Source organism: Achromobacter spanius, assembly GCF_003994415.1.
GTDB lineage: Bacteria > Pseudomonadota > Gammaproteobacteria > Burkholderiales > Burkholderiaceae_B > Achromobacter > Achromobacter spanius_C.
Genome location: NZ_CP034689.1, coordinates 2,975,785 through 2,993,501, shown reverse-complemented (window position 1 = coordinate 2,993,501; position 17,717 = coordinate 2,975,785). Strand labels below are relative to the sequence as shown.

Sequence of the window (17,717 nt, the reverse complement as noted above, 5' to 3'; positions counted from 1 at the left end):
AATCGGAACAATTCTCAATAAAACTTCTTGCCCGCAAGCTCACGGCGGCAATCCCACAATAAGAGGTTCGCTCTGAAATCCGGTTTCCGCCTATCCATGGCCTGGTTGCACACCTGGGTCGGCCTGTGGTTTTCGTGGCTGCTGTACGCGGTGTTCCTGACCGGATCGCTGGCCCTCTTCGCCGAACCCATCACCCATTGGATGACGCCCGAGCACCACGCGGCGGAAGCCGCGGCGGCCGATGCCGCGGCGGCCGATGCCGCGGCGGCCGCGCAAGACCGCACACCCGTGGACCGCGCACGCCGTCTGGACCTGGCCGTGGACTACATGGCGCGCCATCACCGGGGCGCGGGCATGTGGGAGATCTGGCCCGTTAACCGGCACCATGACAACGGTTTGTCGGTCTACTGGTTCGACAAGAACGGCATGTACGCCGACGCCGAACTGGACCCCGCCACGGGCGCCGAACTGGACGACCATCATGACGAAGCAGGCCGCGCCACCCTGGGCGGCACGCACTTCGTCAACTTCCACTACATGCTTCACGAAAGCCGCTTCGGCGTGTGGATCGTGGCGTTCGCCACCATGGCGATGCTGGTCGCGCTGATCTCGGGCGTGGTCACGCACAAGCGCATCTTCAAGGACTTCTTCACCTTCCGCGCCAAGAAAGGCCAGCGTTCCTGGCTGGACGCGCACAACGCCGTGGCGGTGCTGACGCTGCCCTTCCAGTTCATGATTGCCTACACCGGCATCGTGATTTCCAGTGCGCAACTGATGCCCGCCCCCGTCGTGGCGCAGTACGGGGCCGGCATGGAAGCCACCCGCCTTTACCTGGCCGAAATGCAGGGCGAAGAAAGGCCCGTGCGCACCGGCCAGTCCCTGGCCATGCCGCCGCTGGAACCGCTGGTGGCGCGTGCCGAATCCCTGATTGGCCAAAGCGCGCGCGCCATCGTCATCCAGAACCCCGAAGACAGTTCCATGCGCGTTGCGGTCTACGGCTGGAACGAAACCAGCGACGCCTTGCACAACATCAGCGCCACCACTGGCATGGCCGAGTTCTCGGCGGCCACGGGCGCACTGCTGCGCATGCGCCCGGCGGGCGGCGTCATCGGCGGCGCGCCGGCACTCACGCGCCAGGTCATGGGCGACCTGCACATGGCGCCGTTTGGCGGGCTGGCCGTGAAGTGGCTGTACTTCGTATGCGGCCTGGCCGGGGCCGCCATGATGGGCACGGGCGCCGTGCTGTTCATGGTGAAGCGGCGCGCCAAGCTGGGTAATGAATTCGGCGCCGCCACCGCGCGCATGTACCGCCTGATCGAAGGCCTGAATGTGGCCGCGCTTGCCGGTCTGGCGGTGGCCTGCATTGGCTACTTCTGGGCCAACCGCCTGCTGCCCGTCGCACTGGAAAACCGCGCCTTGTGGGAACTGCGCTGCTTTTTCGGGCTGTGGGCGTTGATGCTGGCGCATGCCTGGCTGTGTCGGCCCCGGCTTGCGTGGACGACCCAACTGGGCTTGCTGGCGGCGCTATGCCTGCTGCTGCCGGTGCTGTCATTCGCCACATTGGGCGACCACCCCGTGGCGCAGATGGCGCGCGGCGACTGGGAAAGCGCGGACGTGGAACTGACCGCCCTGGCCGTTGGCGTACTATCCGCCTGGGCAGCCATCCGTTTGTGGAAAAGGCCTGAGCCCGCGCCCACCCGGCGCACCCCTCGCGCGACTCAAAAGGCTGCGGCATGAACCTGAACGACGTATTCGCCATTGCAGTGGCTTTGTTGCTGACCTATGCGGGCATGGCCTGCCTGAGCCTGGCCATGCCACGCCATTACGATCAGGTCTGGGGTCGCGATCCGTCGGCGGGCCACACGCGCGTGCTGCGCGGCGCGGGCGTGCTGTTGCTGGCGCTGGCCTTGCTGCCTTGTGTGGGCCTGTGGGGCAACACAGTGGGTGTGGTGGCGTGGCTGGGCTGGCTGTCGGCGGGCGCGTTGCTATGGGTGGGCATGCTGTCTTGGGCGCCCCGCCCTGCCGCCCGCACCGCTGCGCTGGCCGTGGCCATTTCCTTGGCGGGTATTGGCATCGGCTTCTGACGCCAGGCGAAAGCCGCATTGCGATTTTCCCCTCCGTTTTTCCCTGTTTGACCCGCATCAAGCCAGGCTGACATCGTCTTCCATAGGCAGACATCAACACCATATGTAGTGATAGAGTTTTGACACTCCACTACATATGGTGTCCGACATGCTGCTTCCGCACGATCTCCCCCCTAACGTCCCAGCCCCTCCCGCTGCATTCGACCGCAACAAGCTGGTCGATGTGGAAAGCGCCATGGAGGAATACCTGGACCAACGCGATTGGCGCGTCAACGCCAATGCCAACCTGGGCTACAGCCTGGGCGGCCTGATCCTGAACGTGGCCGGCAAGGTCACGGCCAACTATTGGCTGTCGCATGTGTTCACGCCCGAAGCGGGTCAGGCGCACCGCGATGGCGACCTCCACATCCACGACCTGGACATGCTTAGCGGCTATTGCGCGGGATGGTCCTTGCGCCAACTGCTGACCGAAGGCTTCAACGGCGTGCCCAGCAAGGTGGAATCCACGCCGCCCAAGCATATGTCGGCGGCCATCGGCCAGATCGTCAACTTTCTGGGCACGCTGCAAAACGAATGGGCGGGCGCGCAAGCCTTCAGTTCGTTCGATACCTACATGGCCCCGTTCATCCGCCGCGACGCCATGACCTACGCGGACGTGAAGCAGGCCATGCAGGAACTGATTTTCAACTTGAACGTGCCTAGCCGCTGGGGCACGCAAACGCCCTTCACCAACCTGACCTTCGACTGGACCTGCCCCGCCGACCTGAAAGAACAGGTGCCCTACGTGGGCGGCGAGGAAATGCCGTTCACCTATGGCGAACTGCAAGCAGAAATGGACATGATCAACCGCGCCTACATCGAAGTGATGATGGCCGGCGACGCCCGGGGCCGCGTGTTCACCTTCCCGATTCCCACCTACAACATCACGCCGGACTTTGATTGGAGCCACCCCAACACCACGCGCCTGTTCGAGATGACGGCGCGCTACGGGCTGCCCTATTTCCAGAACTTCCTGAATTCGGATCTGGAACCGCACATGGTGCGGTCCATGTGCTGCCGCCTGCAACTGGACCTGCGCGAATTGCTCAAGCGCGGCAACGGCCTGTTCGGTTCGGCCGAGCAGACCGGATCCGTGGGAGTCGTCACCATCAACTGCGCGCGGCTGGGCCATACCTGCCGGGGCGATGAAGCCCGGCTGATGCAACGGCTAGACCACCTGCTGGAGCTTGGCCGTGACGTGCTGGAAACCAAGCGCTGCGTGGTGCAGCGCTACATCGACCAAGGCCTGTACCCCTACACCCGCCGCTACCTGGGCACCTTGCGCAACCACTTCAGCACGCTGGGCGTAAACGGCATCAACGAGATGATCCGCAACTTCACCAACGACGCCGACGACGTCACCACGCCGGCCGGCCACGCGCTGGCGGTGCGCCTGTTGGACCACGTGCGCGAGCGCATGACCGAATTCCAGGAACAGACCGGGCACCTGTACAACCTGGAAGCCACACCCGCCGAGGGCACCACCTACCGCTTCGCGCGCGAAGACCGCAAGCGCTTTCCCGGCATCTTGCAGGCGGGTAGCGATGCGCAGCCTTACTACACCAACTCCAGCCAATTGCCGGTGGGCCATACCGACGACCCCTTCTACGCGCTGCAATTGCAGGAAACGCTGCAAGGCAAATACACGGGTGGCACCGTGCTGCACCTGTACATGAACGAGGCCGTGTCATCGGCCCAGGCATGCAAGGAATTGGTGCGCCGCGCGCTGTCGAACTTCCGGCTGCCCTACATCACCGTCACACCCACGTTTTCCATCTGCCCCCACCACGGGTATCTGGCTGGGCACCACGACGTCTGCCCCAAGTGCGAGGCCGAAGGCAACACCCCCGAACCGGTGCACTGCGAGGTCTGGACCCGCGTCATGGGCTATCACCGTCCCGTGTCGTCCTTCAACACCGGCAAACAAGGCGAATTCCATGAACGCCGCTTCTTCGTCGAACAACACTGAACCGGTCGCGCGCAGGGCTGCGCATGCTGGGCCCCCGCCACCCGTGGCGACGGCCCTGCCCCGGCATGCGCCCGCCATCGGCGGACTGGTTCCGTTTTCCACGGTGGATTGGCCGGGGCAGTTGGCCGCCGTGGTCTTTATTGCCGGTTGCCCCTGGCGATGCCATTACTGCCACAACCCCGATCTGCAAACCCGCGCCGCCCGCTACGACTGGCGCGATACGCGCGCCTTTCTGAAAAGCCGCGCGGGTTTGCTGGACGCCGTGGTGTTTTCAGGTGGCGAACCGCTGTCGGAACCCCGCCTGCCATCGTTGATACGCGACGTGAAGCGCATGGGCTACCGCGTGGGCCTGCACACGGCCGGCATCTACCCCTTGCGCCTGGCCGATGTGTTGCGCCACCTGGATTGGGTGGGTCTGGACATCAAGGCCGATGCGCAAGGCTACGACGACATCACCGGCCGCCGCGATTCCCATCGCCCGGCCATGGCGTGTCTGACGCAGTTGCTGTCAGCCGGTACGGACTTTGAATGCCGCATCACCTGGCACCCCGATTGGCTGGCCGAGGAACGGCTGCTGGACTTGGCGCAAGCGCTGGCGCGCCGGGGCGTGCGGCGCTTTGCGGTGCAGTCGGCGCGCGGTGCTTCCAACCTGCCCGCCGCGCGCATGCTGAGTCCGCAGGCGCAGGCGAGCCTTGGGGCAATGGTTCGAGGAGTTCGCTTATCGCTGAACCAGAAAAGCCGGAGGAAAAAAGCGGCAGAAAAAAGCGGCAGATACAACCGGCAGTCTCAGGTGCCTAACGCCGCGCCGCCAGCGCCGCTTCCAACGTGGCCCGAAAACGCGGCGACCCGATCGCGCCCACATTGCACCGCGACCACGGCGACACCGCCGTGGGATCCACGCTGAACACGCGGCCCGGCGCCATGATGACTTTCTCGGGCATCAAATCCGTCGCCAGCGTCAACGAGTCCGCCACGCCGGGAAACGATGACCAGAGATACAAGGAACTGGTCGGCCGCGAATACACCTCGGCGCCCAGCGCATCCAACACCTGCAAGGCATGGCCGGTGGCGGCCTCCAGCCGTTGGCGCAAGCGCGCCAGATGGCGCTCGTAGTGCCCTTCGCGCAGCATCACATCCACCATGCGCTCGCAGTATTCCGAACTGCTGACGTGCACCAGCGCCTTCAAGTCGGCCAGGTCGCTGGCCAGCGCCGCGTTGCAGGCGATGAAGCCCACGCGCAACGCCGCCGAGAACGACTTTGAAAAGCTGCCGATGTAGATGGTGCGTTCCAACTGGTCCAGCGCCGACAGCCGCACCGCCGACGTGGGCTTGAAGTCCGCCAGCGCATCGTTTTCCACGATCATCAGGTTGTAGCGCTCGGACAACTGCAGCACCTTATAGGCCTTGGCCAGCGAGATGTCCGACCCGGTCGGGTTGTGCGCCAGCGACTGCGTAAAGAACAAGCGCGGCTTCTCGCGCTGCAACAAGGCTTCCAGCGCCGCCACGTCCGGCCCATCCGACAAACGCGGCACGCCCAGCATGCGCACGCCCGCCAGCTTCAGCTTGCCGAATAGCGGGTAATAGCCCGGGTCGTCCACCAGCACGGTGGCGCCCGGCGGCACAAAGTAGCGGATCACCAGGTCCATCGCCTCGTTGGCGCCATGCGTCAGCACCAACTGCGACGGCGCCACATTCACGCCCACGTCACCCAGCTTGCGCACCAGGCTTTCGCGCAGCGGCGCGTAGCCAAAGCGGCTGCCGTAGCGGAACAAGGCGCCCAGCCCAGTGCGCACCACCTTTTGGTGATAGCGGTCCATGCGCATGTCGGCCAGCCATTCCACGGGCGGAAAGCCATCGCCGGCCTGGACCGCGTCGGGCTGCGTCTTGAGCTGTTCACGCATCAGCCAGACGATGTCCATGGCGCGGCTCAATTGGCCGGGTTCCTCGTCGGCCGCCTTGCGCGCGAAATCGCCGGCCAGCACGAAGAAGCCCGAGCCCCGGCGCGGTTCGACCAGCCCCTGGGCCACCAGCATTTCAAACGCCACCACCACGGTGTTCTTGGCGTAGCGATGCAATTGCGACAGTTCGCGCAGCGACGGCAGTTTGTCGCCCGGGCGGTAGACGCCATCGGCAATCTGCTGGCCGATCAGCTTGGCCAGGCTTTCCGCAATGGGCGCGCCGCGCGGCCGTTTACCGGTGTTGCTGGGGTCATTCATGCTGTGTTTTTCGCCCTGGGCGTCCGTCAAAATTGGTGCAGTGCGATGGTACTGTTTGGCAAAACTGTACCTCTCAATAGCGGTACAGTTTACCTAGAATCAGGCCACTCAATAACGATACGGAGACCTGCCATCGTGGCCGATTCACGCCTACCCAACTTCCGCGCGCTGACCCCCGCACAACGCCTGGCCGCCATTGCCCAGGCCGCCGCGCTGACCCCCGATGAACAACAGTTGCTGGCCCAGCCCGGCGCGCTGGGACTGGACCGTGCCGACGGCATGATCGAAAACGTCATCGGCGCTTTCGAACTGCCGCTGGGCGTGGCGGGCAACTTCCAGGTCAATGGCCGCGACGTGCTGGTGCCCATGGCCGTGGAAGAACCGTCGGTGGTGGCGGCGGCGTCCTACATGGCCAAGCTGGCGCGCGAATGCGGCGGCTTTGAAACGTCCAGCACGCGCCCCTTGATGCGCGCGCAGGTGCAGGTGCTGGGCCTGACCGACCCGCACGGCGCGCGGCTGGCGCTGCTGCGCGAACGTGAACGCATCCTGACGCTGGCCAACGGCCGCGACAAGGTGCTGATAGAGCTGGGCGGCGGCTGCCAGGACATCGACGTGCATGTGTTCGCCGACACGCCGCGCGGCCCGATGATCGTGCTGCACCTGATCGTGGACGTGCGCGACGCCATGGGCGCCAACACCGTCAACACCATGGCCGAAGCCGTGGCGCCGCTGGTGGAAGAAATCACGGGCGGCTCGGTGCGCCTGCGCATCCTGTCCAACCTGGCCGACCTGCGCCTGGCGCGCGCCCGCGTGCGCCTGACGCCGCAAGTGCTGGACACCAAGGATCGCAGCGGCGCCGACATCATCGAAGGCGTGCTGGACGCCTACACCTTCGCCGCCGTCGACCCGTACCGCGCCGCCACGCACAACAAGGGCATCATGAACGGCATCGACCCCGTCATCGTGGCCACCGGTAACGATTGGCGCGCGGTGGAAGCCGGCGCGCACGCCTACGCCGCGCGCTCGGGCCGCTACACGTCACTGACCACCTGGGAAAAAGACGGGTCGGGCGCGCTGGTCGGCACCATCGAAATGCCCATGCCCGTGGGTCTGGTGGGCGGCGCCACCAAGACGCATCCGCTGGCCCGGCTGGCCTTGAAGATCATGGACGTGCGCTCGGCCCAAGAGCTGGGCGAAGTGGCGGTGGCCGTGGGCTTGGCGCAGAATCTGGGCGCGCTGCGCGCCCTGGCCACCGAAGGCATCCAACGCGGCCACATGGCCCTGCACGCGCGCAACATCGCGCTGGTGGCAGGCGCCGTGGGCGCCGAGATCGATACGGTCGCCAAGCGCATGGCCGAGGAAAAAGACGTACGCACAGACCGCGCGCTGGCCTTGCTGGAGGAACTGCGCGCCAAGAAATAAGCCCTGGCCCGCGGGCCACATAAAAACAGAGGCGGTGTTGGCCAGCCCGCACCGCCCCACCACAACGGAGAGAGACATGGAACCAAAATCCCCAGCGCCGTCCTGGCGCCTGGCAGAAGTGTGGAACGACACGGTGGACCTGCGCCAACTGGCGTGGGCCATTTGCATTGGCATCGCCATCAGCGTCACCGGCTTCTACGCCGCCAGCCGCTGGCTGCGTGGCGTGGTGGCGTCGCCGGAACTGGCGCACGCCTACGCCATGCTGGCCGGCCTGGCCGGCTGCGTGATCGCGGGCGTGATCTGCGCGCGCCTGTTCCCGCCCAAACGCGAAGTGGTCGAACACGCCTCCACGCATGACCCCGCCTGGCGCGCCGAAGTGCTGGCCGAACTGGCCGAGCAGCCGGGCGGCCTGGGTTCGCTGGCCGACCTGCCCGAACCCGTGGTGCGCGAGCTGAAGGAACTGGGCCTGTACGAGCTGTTTGCCGAGGCCAAGCCGCAGTCCGTCACGCCGCCGTCCACCGACCTGCCGCAAGGCGCATCCAAGGAGGCGCTGGCATGAGCGACCCCATCCTGCTTGAACAAATCATGGTGGCCGCCGCCATGGGCCTGTTGGGCGCGGTGGTGTTCGCCGCCATCGGCCTGGTGTCCGGCACCGACGAAACCACCACGCTTGCGCCGCTGACCTTGCTGGTGGTGCTGCTGGGCGTGCCGCCCGCCGGCGTCTTCACCTTCTTTCTGGCCGGCGCCGTGGCCAAGCACATGACGCACGCGGTGCCCACAGCGCTATTGGGCATTCCGGGCGACACCATGGCCACGCCGCTGCTGCAAGACGCGAACATGCTGCGCAAGCTGGGCGTGCCGCACATTGCGTTGCGCAAGATGGTGTCGGGCGCCATCGTGGCCGCCTTCGTGGCGGTGCCGCTGGCCGTGCTGTTCGCCGTGCTGCTGGCGCCGTTTGGCGCGGCCATCACCAAATCCGCGCCCTGGATCTTCCTGGCGGCGGCGGTGCTCATCGCCTACTTCTCGGCCGGACGCTGGTCGGCGGTGGCGCTGCTGGTGCCCTTCGTGGTGGTGATCATTGCCCTGCAAAGCCTGACCGCCAAGTACGGCGTCAAGCTCAGCATCAGCTATTTCCTGGGCATCGCCATCGGACCCTTGATCGCGGATTTGTTCACCGTGGTGTCGCCCATGGGGCGCAAGAGCATGATGCGCGACAAGGTCCGCACGTTCTCGCTGGCGCCCGACGTCAAGGGCTGGTCGGGTTATTTTCCCAACCCGCTCAAGGTCATGGACCGCGTGCAGACACGTTGGACCCTGGCCACCGCCGCCGTCTCCAGCGCCACCTTCGTGTTCAGCCCCGTCGCCATGACCGTGGTGCTGGGCGAGCTGGTGGGGTCGCGCATCAAGCATGCCTACCATCGGCTGACGACCGTGCTGTCGGCGCGCAACGGCGTCACCGAAGCCACCTACATTGCCGAGGCGCTGATTCCGCTGATCGCCTTCGGCCTGCCGCTCAGCCCCGTGGCCGCCGGCCCCGCCGCACCGCTGTTCAACGCGCCGCCGCGCTTTACGGTGGACGCCGCCACCGGCCAGACACACAACCTGCACAACCTGCTGAGCCATTGGGAATTTCTGGGCTACGGCATGCTGGCCGTGCTGCTGGCGGCGCTGGTGTCTTATCCCTTCGCGATGAACTTCGCGCGCCGCGCCGCGCTGTTCGTGTCGCGCCGGGTCAGCCACGAAGCCATCATCGCCACCTTCGTGGGCCTGATCATCGTCATCAGCATCTGGGAAGGCCAGTTCCTGGGCCTGCTGGTCATTCTGACGATGGGCCTGTTCGGTGGCCTGCTCTCGCGCCGCTTCGGCTTCAACACGGGCGTGCAGTTCATGGGCTACTACACGGCCGTGCTGTCGGTGCCGGCTATTGTGAAGCTGATGGCGTAAGCGCTTGACACACTAGACCAGCGCCAACACCGGCGGGGCCATGCGCCCCGCCGACTCAATCCCCGCCGCTTGATCCCGCGCAAGGCAACCCGCCATGCCTTGCTCTAGCCTCTGTCCACTTGACCAGAGGAAAGGCATCAACATGACGTGGTTCACATCCCTCAAACTTGCCGGCCGCGAGCTGTTGCCCATCGTGCAGGGCGGCATGGGCGTCGGCGTGTCGGCGCATCGCTTGGCGGGCGCAGTGGCCAGCCAGAATGCGGTGGGCACCATCGCCAGCATTGACTTGCGCCACCACCATCCCGACCTGCTTGAAAGAACCGAAAAGTGCAATGACCGCGACCTGATCGACAGCGTCAACCTGCTGGCGCTGGACCGCGAAGTGCGCGCCGCGCTGGACACGGCGCAAGGCCGGGGCCTGGTGGCGGTGAACGTCATGAAAGCCGTGCGCGGCCACCCCGCGCTGGTGCGGCAGGCCTGCGAAAGCGGCGCGCAGGCCATTGTGATGGGCGCGGGGCTGCCGATGGACCTGCCCGAGATGACGGCGGATTTCCCCAAGGTGGCGTTGGTGCCGATCTTGTCCGAAGCGCGCGGCGTGGCCGTCGTGCTGAAGAAATGGATGAAGAAGGGCCGGCTGGCCGACGCCGTGGTGATCGAACACCCCGGCTATGCGGGCGGCCATCTGGGCGCTGCGCGCATCACCGACATTCACGACGAGCGCTTTGATTTCCAGCGCGTGCTGGCCGACTGCCATGCGCTGTTCGATGAACTGCAATTGGGCCGCGACGCGCCGCAACTGATCGTGGCGGGCGGCGTGGGCAGCCATGACCAAGTGCGCCATTGGCTAGCCCACGGCGCCGATGGCGTGCAGGTGGGCACCGCGTTCGCCGTCACCCAGGAAGGCGACGCCCATGAAAACTTCAAGCGCGTGCTGATGGATGCCGACCCGGCCGAACTGGCTGAATTCACCAGCGTGGCCGGACTGCCCGCGCGCGCAGTCGCCACCCCTTGGCTGACGCGCTATCTGCGCCAGGAATCCACCTTGCAAGCCGGCACGCGTTGCGATCCCCGCCGTTGTAGCCAGCGCATGGACTGCCTGACGCAATGCGGGCTGCGCGATGGCTTGTCGCGCTTTGGGCAGTTTTGTATTGATTTAAAGCTGGCTGCCGCGCTGCGCGGAGAAGTCAGCCGTGGGTTGTTCTTCCGAGGCGCGTCCAAGCTGCCGTTCGGCAGCGCCATGAGGTCGGTGCGCGAACTGATGGACTATCTGCTGCATGGGCAGATGCCGGCAGCGGCGTAAGCCGCCTACCGCGCCGCCGACAAATCAAACTGAAACACCGCCCCCGGTTCCGGCCGTTCCACCAGCCGGATCTCGCTTTGATGCAGTTGCAGAATGCGCTGCACGATCACCAGCCCCAGGCCGCCGCCATCACGCGGCCCCCGGTTCAACGCAGAGGCGCGCGTGAACAGACCGCTGCGCAGTTCAAGCGGAATACCCTTGCCCGTATCGCTCACCTGCACCTGCACACGGTTCTGCGCCACGCCCAACTGCAAGGCAATCCGGCTGCCCGGTGGGCTATGGCGAATGGCGTTGTCCAGCAGGTTCGTGAGCACCCGCTCGATCAGGCCCAGGTCGGCGCGCACCAAGGGCAAGGCCTGGGGAATGTCGGTCGTCAGTTCCTGCTGGCGCGCTTCGGCGGCAAGCTCAAACTTCTGCATCACGTCCTGCACCAGTTCCGGCAGGGAAAACGTTTCCGGTTCCAGCCGCACCAAGCCAGACTCAAGCCGCGCCAGTTCGAAGAGCTCTTGCGCCAGCCGCCCCACCTTGCGGCTTTGCGCCAGGGCTATGTCCAGATAGCGGCGGCGCTCGCTGACGTCCAGCGTCTCGTCTTTCAAACGCAGCGTTTCCAGGTAGCCATGCAGGGACGTCAGCGGCGTGCGCAGGTCGTGCGAAATATTGGCGACGAGGTCACGGCGTTGCTGGTCTTGCCGCGTCAGCTCGCGCCATTGGTCCGAGATGCGCCCGCCCATCTGCACGAAGCTGCGGCGCAGTACCGAGATTTCATTCAGGCTCTTGTCCGTTGCGTCGCCGGGCCGGGCCAACGCAGCCAGCGCTTTGCCGTCGTCGCCTTCAAACGCGCTGACCGCCCGCGTCAAGGCGCGCAGCGGCCGCGTGATGAGCGCAAACGCCGTCAAGCCCGCCACCAAGCCCAGCAAGGCCACCAGGGCGATCGACCACAGCGTGGTGCGCAACACCGAACTGCGCGACACCGACATCGCCAACGCATCGTGCGCCTGGCCTTGCAACACCACGTAGACGTAGCCTGCGTCCGACGACCCCACACGCACGGGCGCGGCGCTGAACACCTTCTGGGCATCCTCGCTGCGCGGATCGTCGCCCACAATAGGCAGCGTGCCGCCCGCCAACAGGCGCTTGACCGGGTTCAGATCCACCTGACGCCGCTTGATCTGCCCGGCCGGCGCGGCGTCACCCACGATGCGGCCGTCGTTGTTCAGCAGATAGACCTCAACGGCTGGGTTCACCGCCATCAACATGTCGAACAGCGAGCGCACCGCGTCGGGCTTCCAGCCGTTGGCGTCCATCAGCTCGGTGCTGCCGGCAATATGCTGCGCAAGGCCACTGGACAAGCGCTGCACCACTTCCTGCTCGTAGCGCGAATTGGCGGCAATCTGCAACCAGGCCGACGCCCCGCAGCAGGCCAGCAACAGCAGCGCAAACACGGCGGACAAGCGTTGGGTCAAGGTGAATCGTTTCATGGTGCGGCTCCGGCAGCGCCCGGGCCAGCGGCGAATTTATAGCCCCTGCCCCATACGGTCAGGATGCGGCGGGGGTCGGACGGGTCGGCCTCGATCTTCGTGCGCAGCCGGTTGATATGCGTGTTGACCGTGTGCTCATAGCCTTCATGCTGATAGCCCCAGACGTGGTTCAGCAGGTCCATCCGGGAAAACACCTTGTCGGGATGGCGGGCAAAGAAATGCAGCAGATCGAATTCGCGCGGCGTCAGGTCCAGCCGGCGATCATCCACATCCACTGTGCGCGCGATAGGGTCAATGGACACACCATGCACGGCCAGGCTGCCGGCGTCGATGCGCGCATTGCGCTCAATGGCGCTGCTACGGCGCAGCAGCGCCCGCACCCGCGCCACCAGCTCCAGCATGGAAAACGGCTTGGCCAGATAGTCGTCGGCGCCCAGTTCCAGGCCCAGGATGCGGTGCACCTCGCTGGACCGCGCGCTGGTGATGATGATGGGCGTGTAGCGCGCCATGGCCCGCGCGCGCTTGCAGATTTCCAGGCCGTCGATGCCGGGCAGCATCAGGTCCAGCACCAGCGCGTCCCAACTGCCCTCTTCCAGCCGGCGCATGCCCTCGTTGCCGTCGGCCGCGTGTTCCACCTCATAGCCCTCGTCGCGCAGATGCAGGCGCAGCAATTCGGCAATGTGGGCGTCGTCTTCAACAATCAGCACGCGGCGAGGCGTATCCATGGGGGCAACTCGGGCAAAGGGAACACCGCCATTGTCGCCAATCCGCGGGCGGCGAGTTATCACAATTTTTTTAAGTTTGCGTGAGGACTTCGATATCGGCCCCGGGGAAGAATAGCTCCAACGACAGCACCCCGCCCCGGAGACCCGCCATGATGGCAAGCCCCGCCAGTCACATTCCCCCCGCCGCCGCCCGCCCCCCCGGCGTCATCCACCCCGGCTGGCTGCGCGTGGTGCACTGGCTGAACGCGCTGGCGGTGGTGATCATGGTGATGAGCGGCTGGCGCATTTATAACGCCGCCCCGTTCTTTGATTTCACCTTTCCCAACGGCATCACCCTGGGCGGTTGGCTGGGCGGCGCGCTGCAATGGCATTTTGCCGCGATGTGGCTGCTGTTCGCCAACGGCATCTTGTATCTGGCCCTGAACCTTTCCACCGGCCGGCTCTGGCGCAAATTCTTCCCCTTGAGCCCGCGTGGCGTGGCCGCCGACCTGGGTGCGGCCCTGCGCGGCAAGCTGTCCCACGGTGATCTGCGTCACTACAACCAGGTGCAAAAGCTGGCCTACCTGTTCGTCATTGTCGACATCGTGGTGCTGGTGCTGTCCGGCCTGGTGCTGTGGAAGTCCGTGCAGTTTGACCTGCTGCGCGAGCTGATGGGTGGCTATGAATTCGCACGCCGCATCCACTTCTTCGCCATGGCGCTGCTGGTGGCCTTCGTGGCCGTACACCTGGTGATGGTGGCGCTGGTGCCCCGTAGCCTCATCGCCATGATCCGCGGCAAATAAGGAGCCCAACGTGAGCCAGAAAAAACGCTTGTCGCTGCTGGGCCTGGACGGCGCGGCCATTCTGAAAGAAGCCAAGAACCTGATCACCCGGCGAGTCGAGCAACCCTCGCGCCGCGCCTTCCTGCGCAACAGCCTGACGCTGGGCGGCGTGGCGATGCTGTCGGGATGTTCCTTGTCCGACGATGAGAACGTGGAAAAGGCGCTGACATCCGTCTCGCGTTTCAACGACCGCGTGCAGGGCTGGCTGTTCGACCCCAACAAGCTGGCGCCCACCTACCCGGAATCCATGATCACCCGGCCGTTTCCCTTCAATGCCTATTACGGCATCGACGAAGTGCGCCACGTGGACGAGGAATCGTTCCGGCTGGAAGTCACCGGCATGGTGGCCGACAAGCGCCAATGGCGGCTTGAAGAGCTGCGCGCCATGGCGCAGGTGGACCAGGTTACCCGCCACATCTGCGTGGAAGGCTGGAGCGCCATCGGCAAATGGGGCGGCGTGCCGTTTTCCACCTTCCTCAAGCGCGTTGGCGCGGACCTGACGGCCAAGTACGTGGGCTTCAAGTGTTCCGACGACTACTACACCAGCATCGACATGCCCACGGCACTGCACCCGCAGACGATCCTGGCGCTGACCTATGACGGCAAGACCTTGCCCCCCGAGTACGGCTTCCCCATGAAGCTGCGCATGCCTACCAAGCTTGGCTACAAGAACCCCAAGCACATACAGGCGATTTTTGTCACCAACACCTACCCAGGCGGTTACTGGGAGGACCAGGGCTACAACTGGTTCGGCGGAAGCTAGGTGCAATTCCTGTCTTACTCAATCCATCAAAGGAACGCATCATGAAGACACTCACCACCGCTGCTTTTTCCCTGTGCCTGGCCTTTGGCGCCATGGCCGCGCATGCCGCCGACACCATGGGCAAGGACAGCATGAGCAAAGACGGCATGAGCAAGAGCTCGATGTCCAAGGACGGCATGGCTAAAGACGGGATGGCCAAGGATGGCATGGCTAAAGATGGCATGGCCAAGGACGGCATGTCCAAGAGCAGCATGAGCAAGGACGGCATGTCCAAGGACAACATGTCGCACGACGGCATGAAGAAGGATTCGATGTCCAAGGATGGGATGTCGAAGGATGGAATGAAGAAGTAAGGGACAAGTTTCGGGCAAGCGCGGGGGTCGGCGGTTCGATCCCGCCCCGCTGCTTGCCGGCGCTTGCTTGGCAGTGCTTGGTTGGCACCGCTTGCTTGGCACCGCTTGCTTGCCTCCGCCTGCTTGCCAACGCCTGCTTGCGCCCTTTCCCCTATCGTCTCTTGAAGGAGCCACGCCATGAGTTTGAACCGTAGACATTTCCTGACCCTGGGCGGCGGCGCCGCGCTGGCGGCCGGCCTGGCCCCCTGGCTGACTCCCCGCAGCGCCTCGGCCGCCAAAGCCGCCGCAAGCTATCCCTACACCTTGACCGACGAGCAATGGCGCGCCCGGCTCACGCCCGCCCAATACCAGGTGCTGCGCCGCGACGGCACCGAACGGCCCTACTCCAGCCCCTTGAACGACGAACACCGCAACGGCACGTTCTCATGCGCCGGCTGCGAGCAGCACCTGTTTTCGTCCAACACCAAGTTCGACAGCCACACCGGCTGGCCCAGCTTCTGGCAGCCCCTGCCCAACGCCGTCGGCGAAACCCGCGACACCGGCTTCGGCATGGTCCGCACCGCCGTGCATTGCGCGAATTGCGGCGGACACCTGGGCCATGTCTTCGATGACGGCCCCCGCCCCACCGGCTTGCGTTACTGCATGAACGGCGTCGCCATGACGTTTACGGCACAGGGCTGACCGCCCGGGGCTCACCTGCCCGGGGCTGACCTGCCCGACTGAACATCCGCACCTTCAGGATTTATGACCATGAACTTCCAAGCCAAAAAATTCTGCGCCGCCCTTGCCGCCGCCTGCGGCATGTTGGGTGCGGGCGCATCGCAATCCGCCGAAACCGCCTTCATCATTCCCGCCCCGGCCGTTGACCAAACCCAGGCCGCCGCCGGACAAGCAAAAGCTGTCATCGCCGGCGGCTGCTTCTGGGGCGTGCAAGCCGTGTTCCAGCATGTCAAAGGTGTCAGCAACGCCGTATCCGGCTACGCGGGCGGCAAGGCGGATACCGCGGACTACGACACCGTCAGCGGCGGCCGCACCGGCCACGCCGAAGCGGTTGAAATCACGTATGACCCCAAACAGGTCAGCTACGGCGAACTGCTGCAGATCTACTTCTCCGTGGCCCACGACCCCACGCAACTGAACCGCCAAGGCCCGGATCGCGGCACGCAATATAGGTCCGCCGTGTTTCCCGCGGACGAAGGCCAGCGCAAGGTGGCCGAAGCGTATATCGAACAATTGAACAAGACCGGGGTGTATTCGAAGAAGCTGGCCACCACGATTGAACCGCTGCAAGCGTTTTACCCGGCCGAGGGCTATCACCAGGACTATCTGGTGCGCCACCCGACCAGCATGTACATCGTGATAAATGATGTGCCGAAAGTGGAAAATCTAGCGAAGACGTTTCCCGCGAAGTATCGGGAAAAGCCGGTTCTGGTGAGTGAAAACGCGAAGTAACGCGGCGACACAGAATCCCGGCCCACACGTAGGATGGGTGAAGCGCGCGAAAACCCGCACAAGATAAGCAGCCCCGAACGCGCGGAACCCATCGTGCAGCCATTGCGTTGTGGCTGAAACGGCTTGGGGCTGCTAGGTCGCTTTATGGGTTGCGCGCGTTGTAATTCAACGTATTTTTCACCGCCGTTCCGCGCTTCACCCATCCTACGATTGACCCAAGCACCAGCCAGTGTGTACGTAGGATGGGTGAAGCGCGCGAAAACCGGCACAAGATAAGCATCCCCGAACGCGCGAAACCCATCGTGCAGCCATTGCGTTGTGGCTGAAACGGCTTGGGGCTGCTAGGTCGCTTTATGGGTTGCGCGCGTTGTAATTCAACGTATTTTTCACCGGCGTGCCGCGCTTCACCCATCCTACGATTGTCCCAAGCACCAGCCAGTGTGTACGTAGGATGGGTGAAGCGCGCGAAAACCGGCACAAGATAAGCATCCCCGAACGCGCGAAACCCATCGTGCAGCCATTGCGTTGTGGCTGAAACGGCTGGGGGCTGCTAGGTCGCTTTATGGGTTGCGCGCGTTGTAATTCAACGTATTTTTCACCGCCGTGCCGCGCTTCACCCATCCTACGATTGACTCAAGCACCAGCCAGCGTGTACGTAGGATGGGTGAAGCGCGCGAAAACCGGCACAAGATAAGCATCCCCGAACGCGCGGAACCCATCATGCAGCCATTGCGTTGTGGCTGAAACGGCTGGGGGCTGCTAGGTTGCTTTATGGGTTGCGCGCGTTGTAATTCAACGTATTTTTCACCGCCGTGCCGCGCTTCACCCATCCTTGTATGTTTTCATAGCACTTACCGATCTTGCTTCGGGGGTGCTGATCGTGGTGAAGTAGCCGTCGATCTGGCCGCCAAGAATGGCCGTCAGCCCATCCACGGCGGCCGCAAACGAAAATGCTACGCCCCCAACAGCAAACTGCGACGAATGGCGAAAGGCATGGCTTGCTCTTATTCGGTTGTCTCCCTGAAAGTGTGAAAAGCCATCCGCCCATCCAATACCGCCATATTCTAAAGATCTCTTCTGCAAAAAACGCAGCACGAAGGCATCGGCATTACAGGCGGGCCATGTCCGTTATTCCTGCGATTCGCGCAGTT

At 64.5% G+C, this 17,717-nt stretch carries 16 protein-coding genes and 1 pseudogene; 13 read left to right on the top strand and 4 right to left on the bottom strand.

From position 1 onward, the window contains the following. Nucleotides 1-96: 96 nt before the first annotated feature. The 4 genes and pseudogenes from ELS24_RS13840 (at nucleotide 97) to ELS24_RS13825 (ending at nucleotide 4,820) form a co-directional block, all read left to right on the top strand. Nucleotides 97-1,737 carry a PepSY-associated TM helix domain-containing protein gene (locus tag ELS24_RS13840; RefSeq protein WP_127184445.1) on the top strand — a complete coding sequence of 547 codons (1,641 nt, stop codon included), beginning with the start codon at nucleotides 97-99 and terminating at the stop codon, nucleotides 1,735-1,737. Continuing rightward, complete coding sequence (locus ELS24_RS13835) at nucleotides 1,734-2,084, top strand: DUF3325 domain-containing protein (RefSeq protein WP_050450266.1); 351 nt, start codon at nucleotides 1,734-1,736, stop codon at nucleotides 2,082-2,084. Before ELS24_RS13840 ends, ELS24_RS13835 begins: the two co-directional genes overlap by 4 nt. A 136-nt stretch (nucleotides 2,085-2,220) precedes the next feature. Then, nucleotides 2,221-4,092, top strand: coding sequence for a ribonucleoside triphosphate reductase (locus ELS24_RS13830; RefSeq protein WP_342672809.1), 1,872 nt, complete (start codon nucleotides 2,221-2,223; stop codon nucleotides 4,090-4,092). Continuing rightward, nucleotides 4,061-4,820: pseudogene (locus tag ELS24_RS13825) on the top strand (anaerobic ribonucleoside-triphosphate reductase activating protein). The gene ELS24_RS13830 and the pseudogene ELS24_RS13825 overlap by 32 nt, the downstream one beginning before the upstream one ends. Nucleotides 4,821-4,886: 66 nt before the next feature. On the opposite strand, the gene ELS24_RS13820 reads toward ELS24_RS13825, so the two are convergent. Continuing rightward, the gene (locus tag ELS24_RS13820; protein ID WP_127184444.1) at nucleotides 4,887-6,308 is read right to left on the bottom strand and encodes a PLP-dependent aminotransferase family protein; all 1,422 of its coding nucleotides are present in this window, start codon (nucleotides 6,306-6,308) and stop codon (nucleotides 4,887-4,889) included. 132 nt (nucleotides 6,309-6,440) lie between these two features. Here ELS24_RS13820 and ELS24_RS13815 point away from each other — a divergent pair, with 132 nt between their 5' ends. The 4 genes from ELS24_RS13815 (at nucleotide 6,441) to ELS24_RS13800 (ending at nucleotide 10,974) form a co-directional block, all read left to right on the top strand. Then, nucleotides 6,441-7,730 carry a hydroxymethylglutaryl-CoA reductase, degradative gene (locus tag ELS24_RS13815; protein ID WP_127186332.1) on the top strand — a complete coding sequence of 430 codons (1,290 nt, stop codon included), beginning with the start codon at nucleotides 6,441-6,443 and terminating at the stop codon, nucleotides 7,728-7,730. Between the two features lie 76 nt (nucleotides 7,731-7,806). Continuing rightward, nucleotides 7,807-8,289: a hypothetical protein gene (locus tag ELS24_RS13810; RefSeq protein ID WP_127184443.1), complete on the top strand. Its 483-nt coding sequence runs from the start codon at nucleotides 7,807-7,809 to the stop codon at nucleotides 8,287-8,289. Further along, nucleotides 8,286-9,674 carry a tripartite tricarboxylate transporter permease gene (locus ELS24_RS13805; RefSeq protein WP_127184442.1) on the top strand — a complete coding sequence of 463 codons (1,389 nt, stop codon included), beginning with the start codon at nucleotides 8,286-8,288 and terminating at the stop codon, nucleotides 9,672-9,674. Before ELS24_RS13810 ends, ELS24_RS13805 begins: the two co-directional genes overlap by 4 nt. Nucleotides 9,675-9,816: 142 nt before the next feature. Then, nucleotides 9,817-10,974 (top strand): NAD(P)H-dependent flavin oxidoreductase, encoded by a 1,158-nt coding sequence (locus ELS24_RS13800; protein ID WP_050450262.1) that lies wholly within the window; start codon nucleotides 9,817-9,819, stop codon nucleotides 10,972-10,974. 5 nt (nucleotides 10,975-10,979) lie between these two features. Here ELS24_RS13800 and ELS24_RS13795 read toward each other — a convergent pair whose 3' ends face one another. Next, nucleotides 10,980-12,452 (bottom strand): sensor histidine kinase, encoded by a 1,473-nt coding sequence (locus ELS24_RS13795; protein ID WP_050450261.1) that lies wholly within the window; start codon nucleotides 12,450-12,452, stop codon nucleotides 10,980-10,982. Continuing rightward, the gene (locus ELS24_RS13790) at nucleotides 12,449-13,177 is read right to left on the bottom strand and encodes a response regulator transcription factor (protein ID WP_127184441.1); all 729 of its coding nucleotides are present in this window, start codon (nucleotides 13,175-13,177) and stop codon (nucleotides 12,449-12,451) included. Before ELS24_RS13790 ends, ELS24_RS13795 begins: the two co-directional genes overlap by 4 nt. Before the next feature lie 149 nt (nucleotides 13,178-13,326). Here ELS24_RS13790 and ELS24_RS13785 point away from each other — a divergent pair, with 149 nt between their 5' ends. The 5 genes from ELS24_RS13785 (at nucleotide 13,327) to msrA (ending at nucleotide 16,566) form a co-directional block, all read left to right on the top strand. Next, nucleotides 13,327-13,959 (top strand): cytochrome b/b6 domain-containing protein, encoded by a 633-nt coding sequence (locus tag ELS24_RS13785; protein ID WP_127184440.1) that lies wholly within the window; start codon nucleotides 13,327-13,329, stop codon nucleotides 13,957-13,959. A gap of 10 nt (nucleotides 13,960-13,969) precedes the next feature. Further along, nucleotides 13,970-14,761, top strand: a complete 792-nt coding sequence (locus ELS24_RS13780) for a molybdopterin-dependent oxidoreductase (protein WP_127184439.1) — start codon at nucleotides 13,970-13,972, stop codon at nucleotides 14,759-14,761. Between the two features lie 41 nt (nucleotides 14,762-14,802). Further along, nucleotides 14,803-15,114, top strand: a complete 312-nt coding sequence (locus ELS24_RS13775) for a pentapeptide MXKDX repeat protein (RefSeq protein WP_127184438.1) — start codon at nucleotides 14,803-14,805, stop codon at nucleotides 15,112-15,114. 177 nt (nucleotides 15,115-15,291) lie between these two features. Next, a complete protein-coding gene (msrB, locus tag ELS24_RS13770; protein ID WP_127184437.1) occupies nucleotides 15,292-15,795 on the top strand; it encodes a peptide-methionine (R)-S-oxide reductase MsrB in 504 nt (167 codons plus the stop codon). 69 nt (nucleotides 15,796-15,864) lie between these two features. Further along, nucleotides 15,865-16,566 carry a peptide-methionine (S)-S-oxide reductase MsrA gene (msrA, locus tag ELS24_RS13765; protein ID WP_127184436.1) on the top strand — a complete coding sequence of 234 codons (702 nt, stop codon included), beginning with the start codon at nucleotides 15,865-15,867 and terminating at the stop codon, nucleotides 16,564-16,566. Nucleotides 16,567-17,388: 822 nt separating this feature from the next. On the opposite strand, the gene ELS24_RS13760 is transcribed toward msrA, so the two are convergent. After that, the gene (locus ELS24_RS13760; RefSeq protein WP_127184435.1) at nucleotides 17,389-17,661 is read right to left on the bottom strand and encodes a hypothetical protein; all 273 of its coding nucleotides are present in this window, start codon (nucleotides 17,659-17,661) and stop codon (nucleotides 17,389-17,391) included. Nucleotides 17,662-17,717 lie beyond the last annotated feature (56 nt).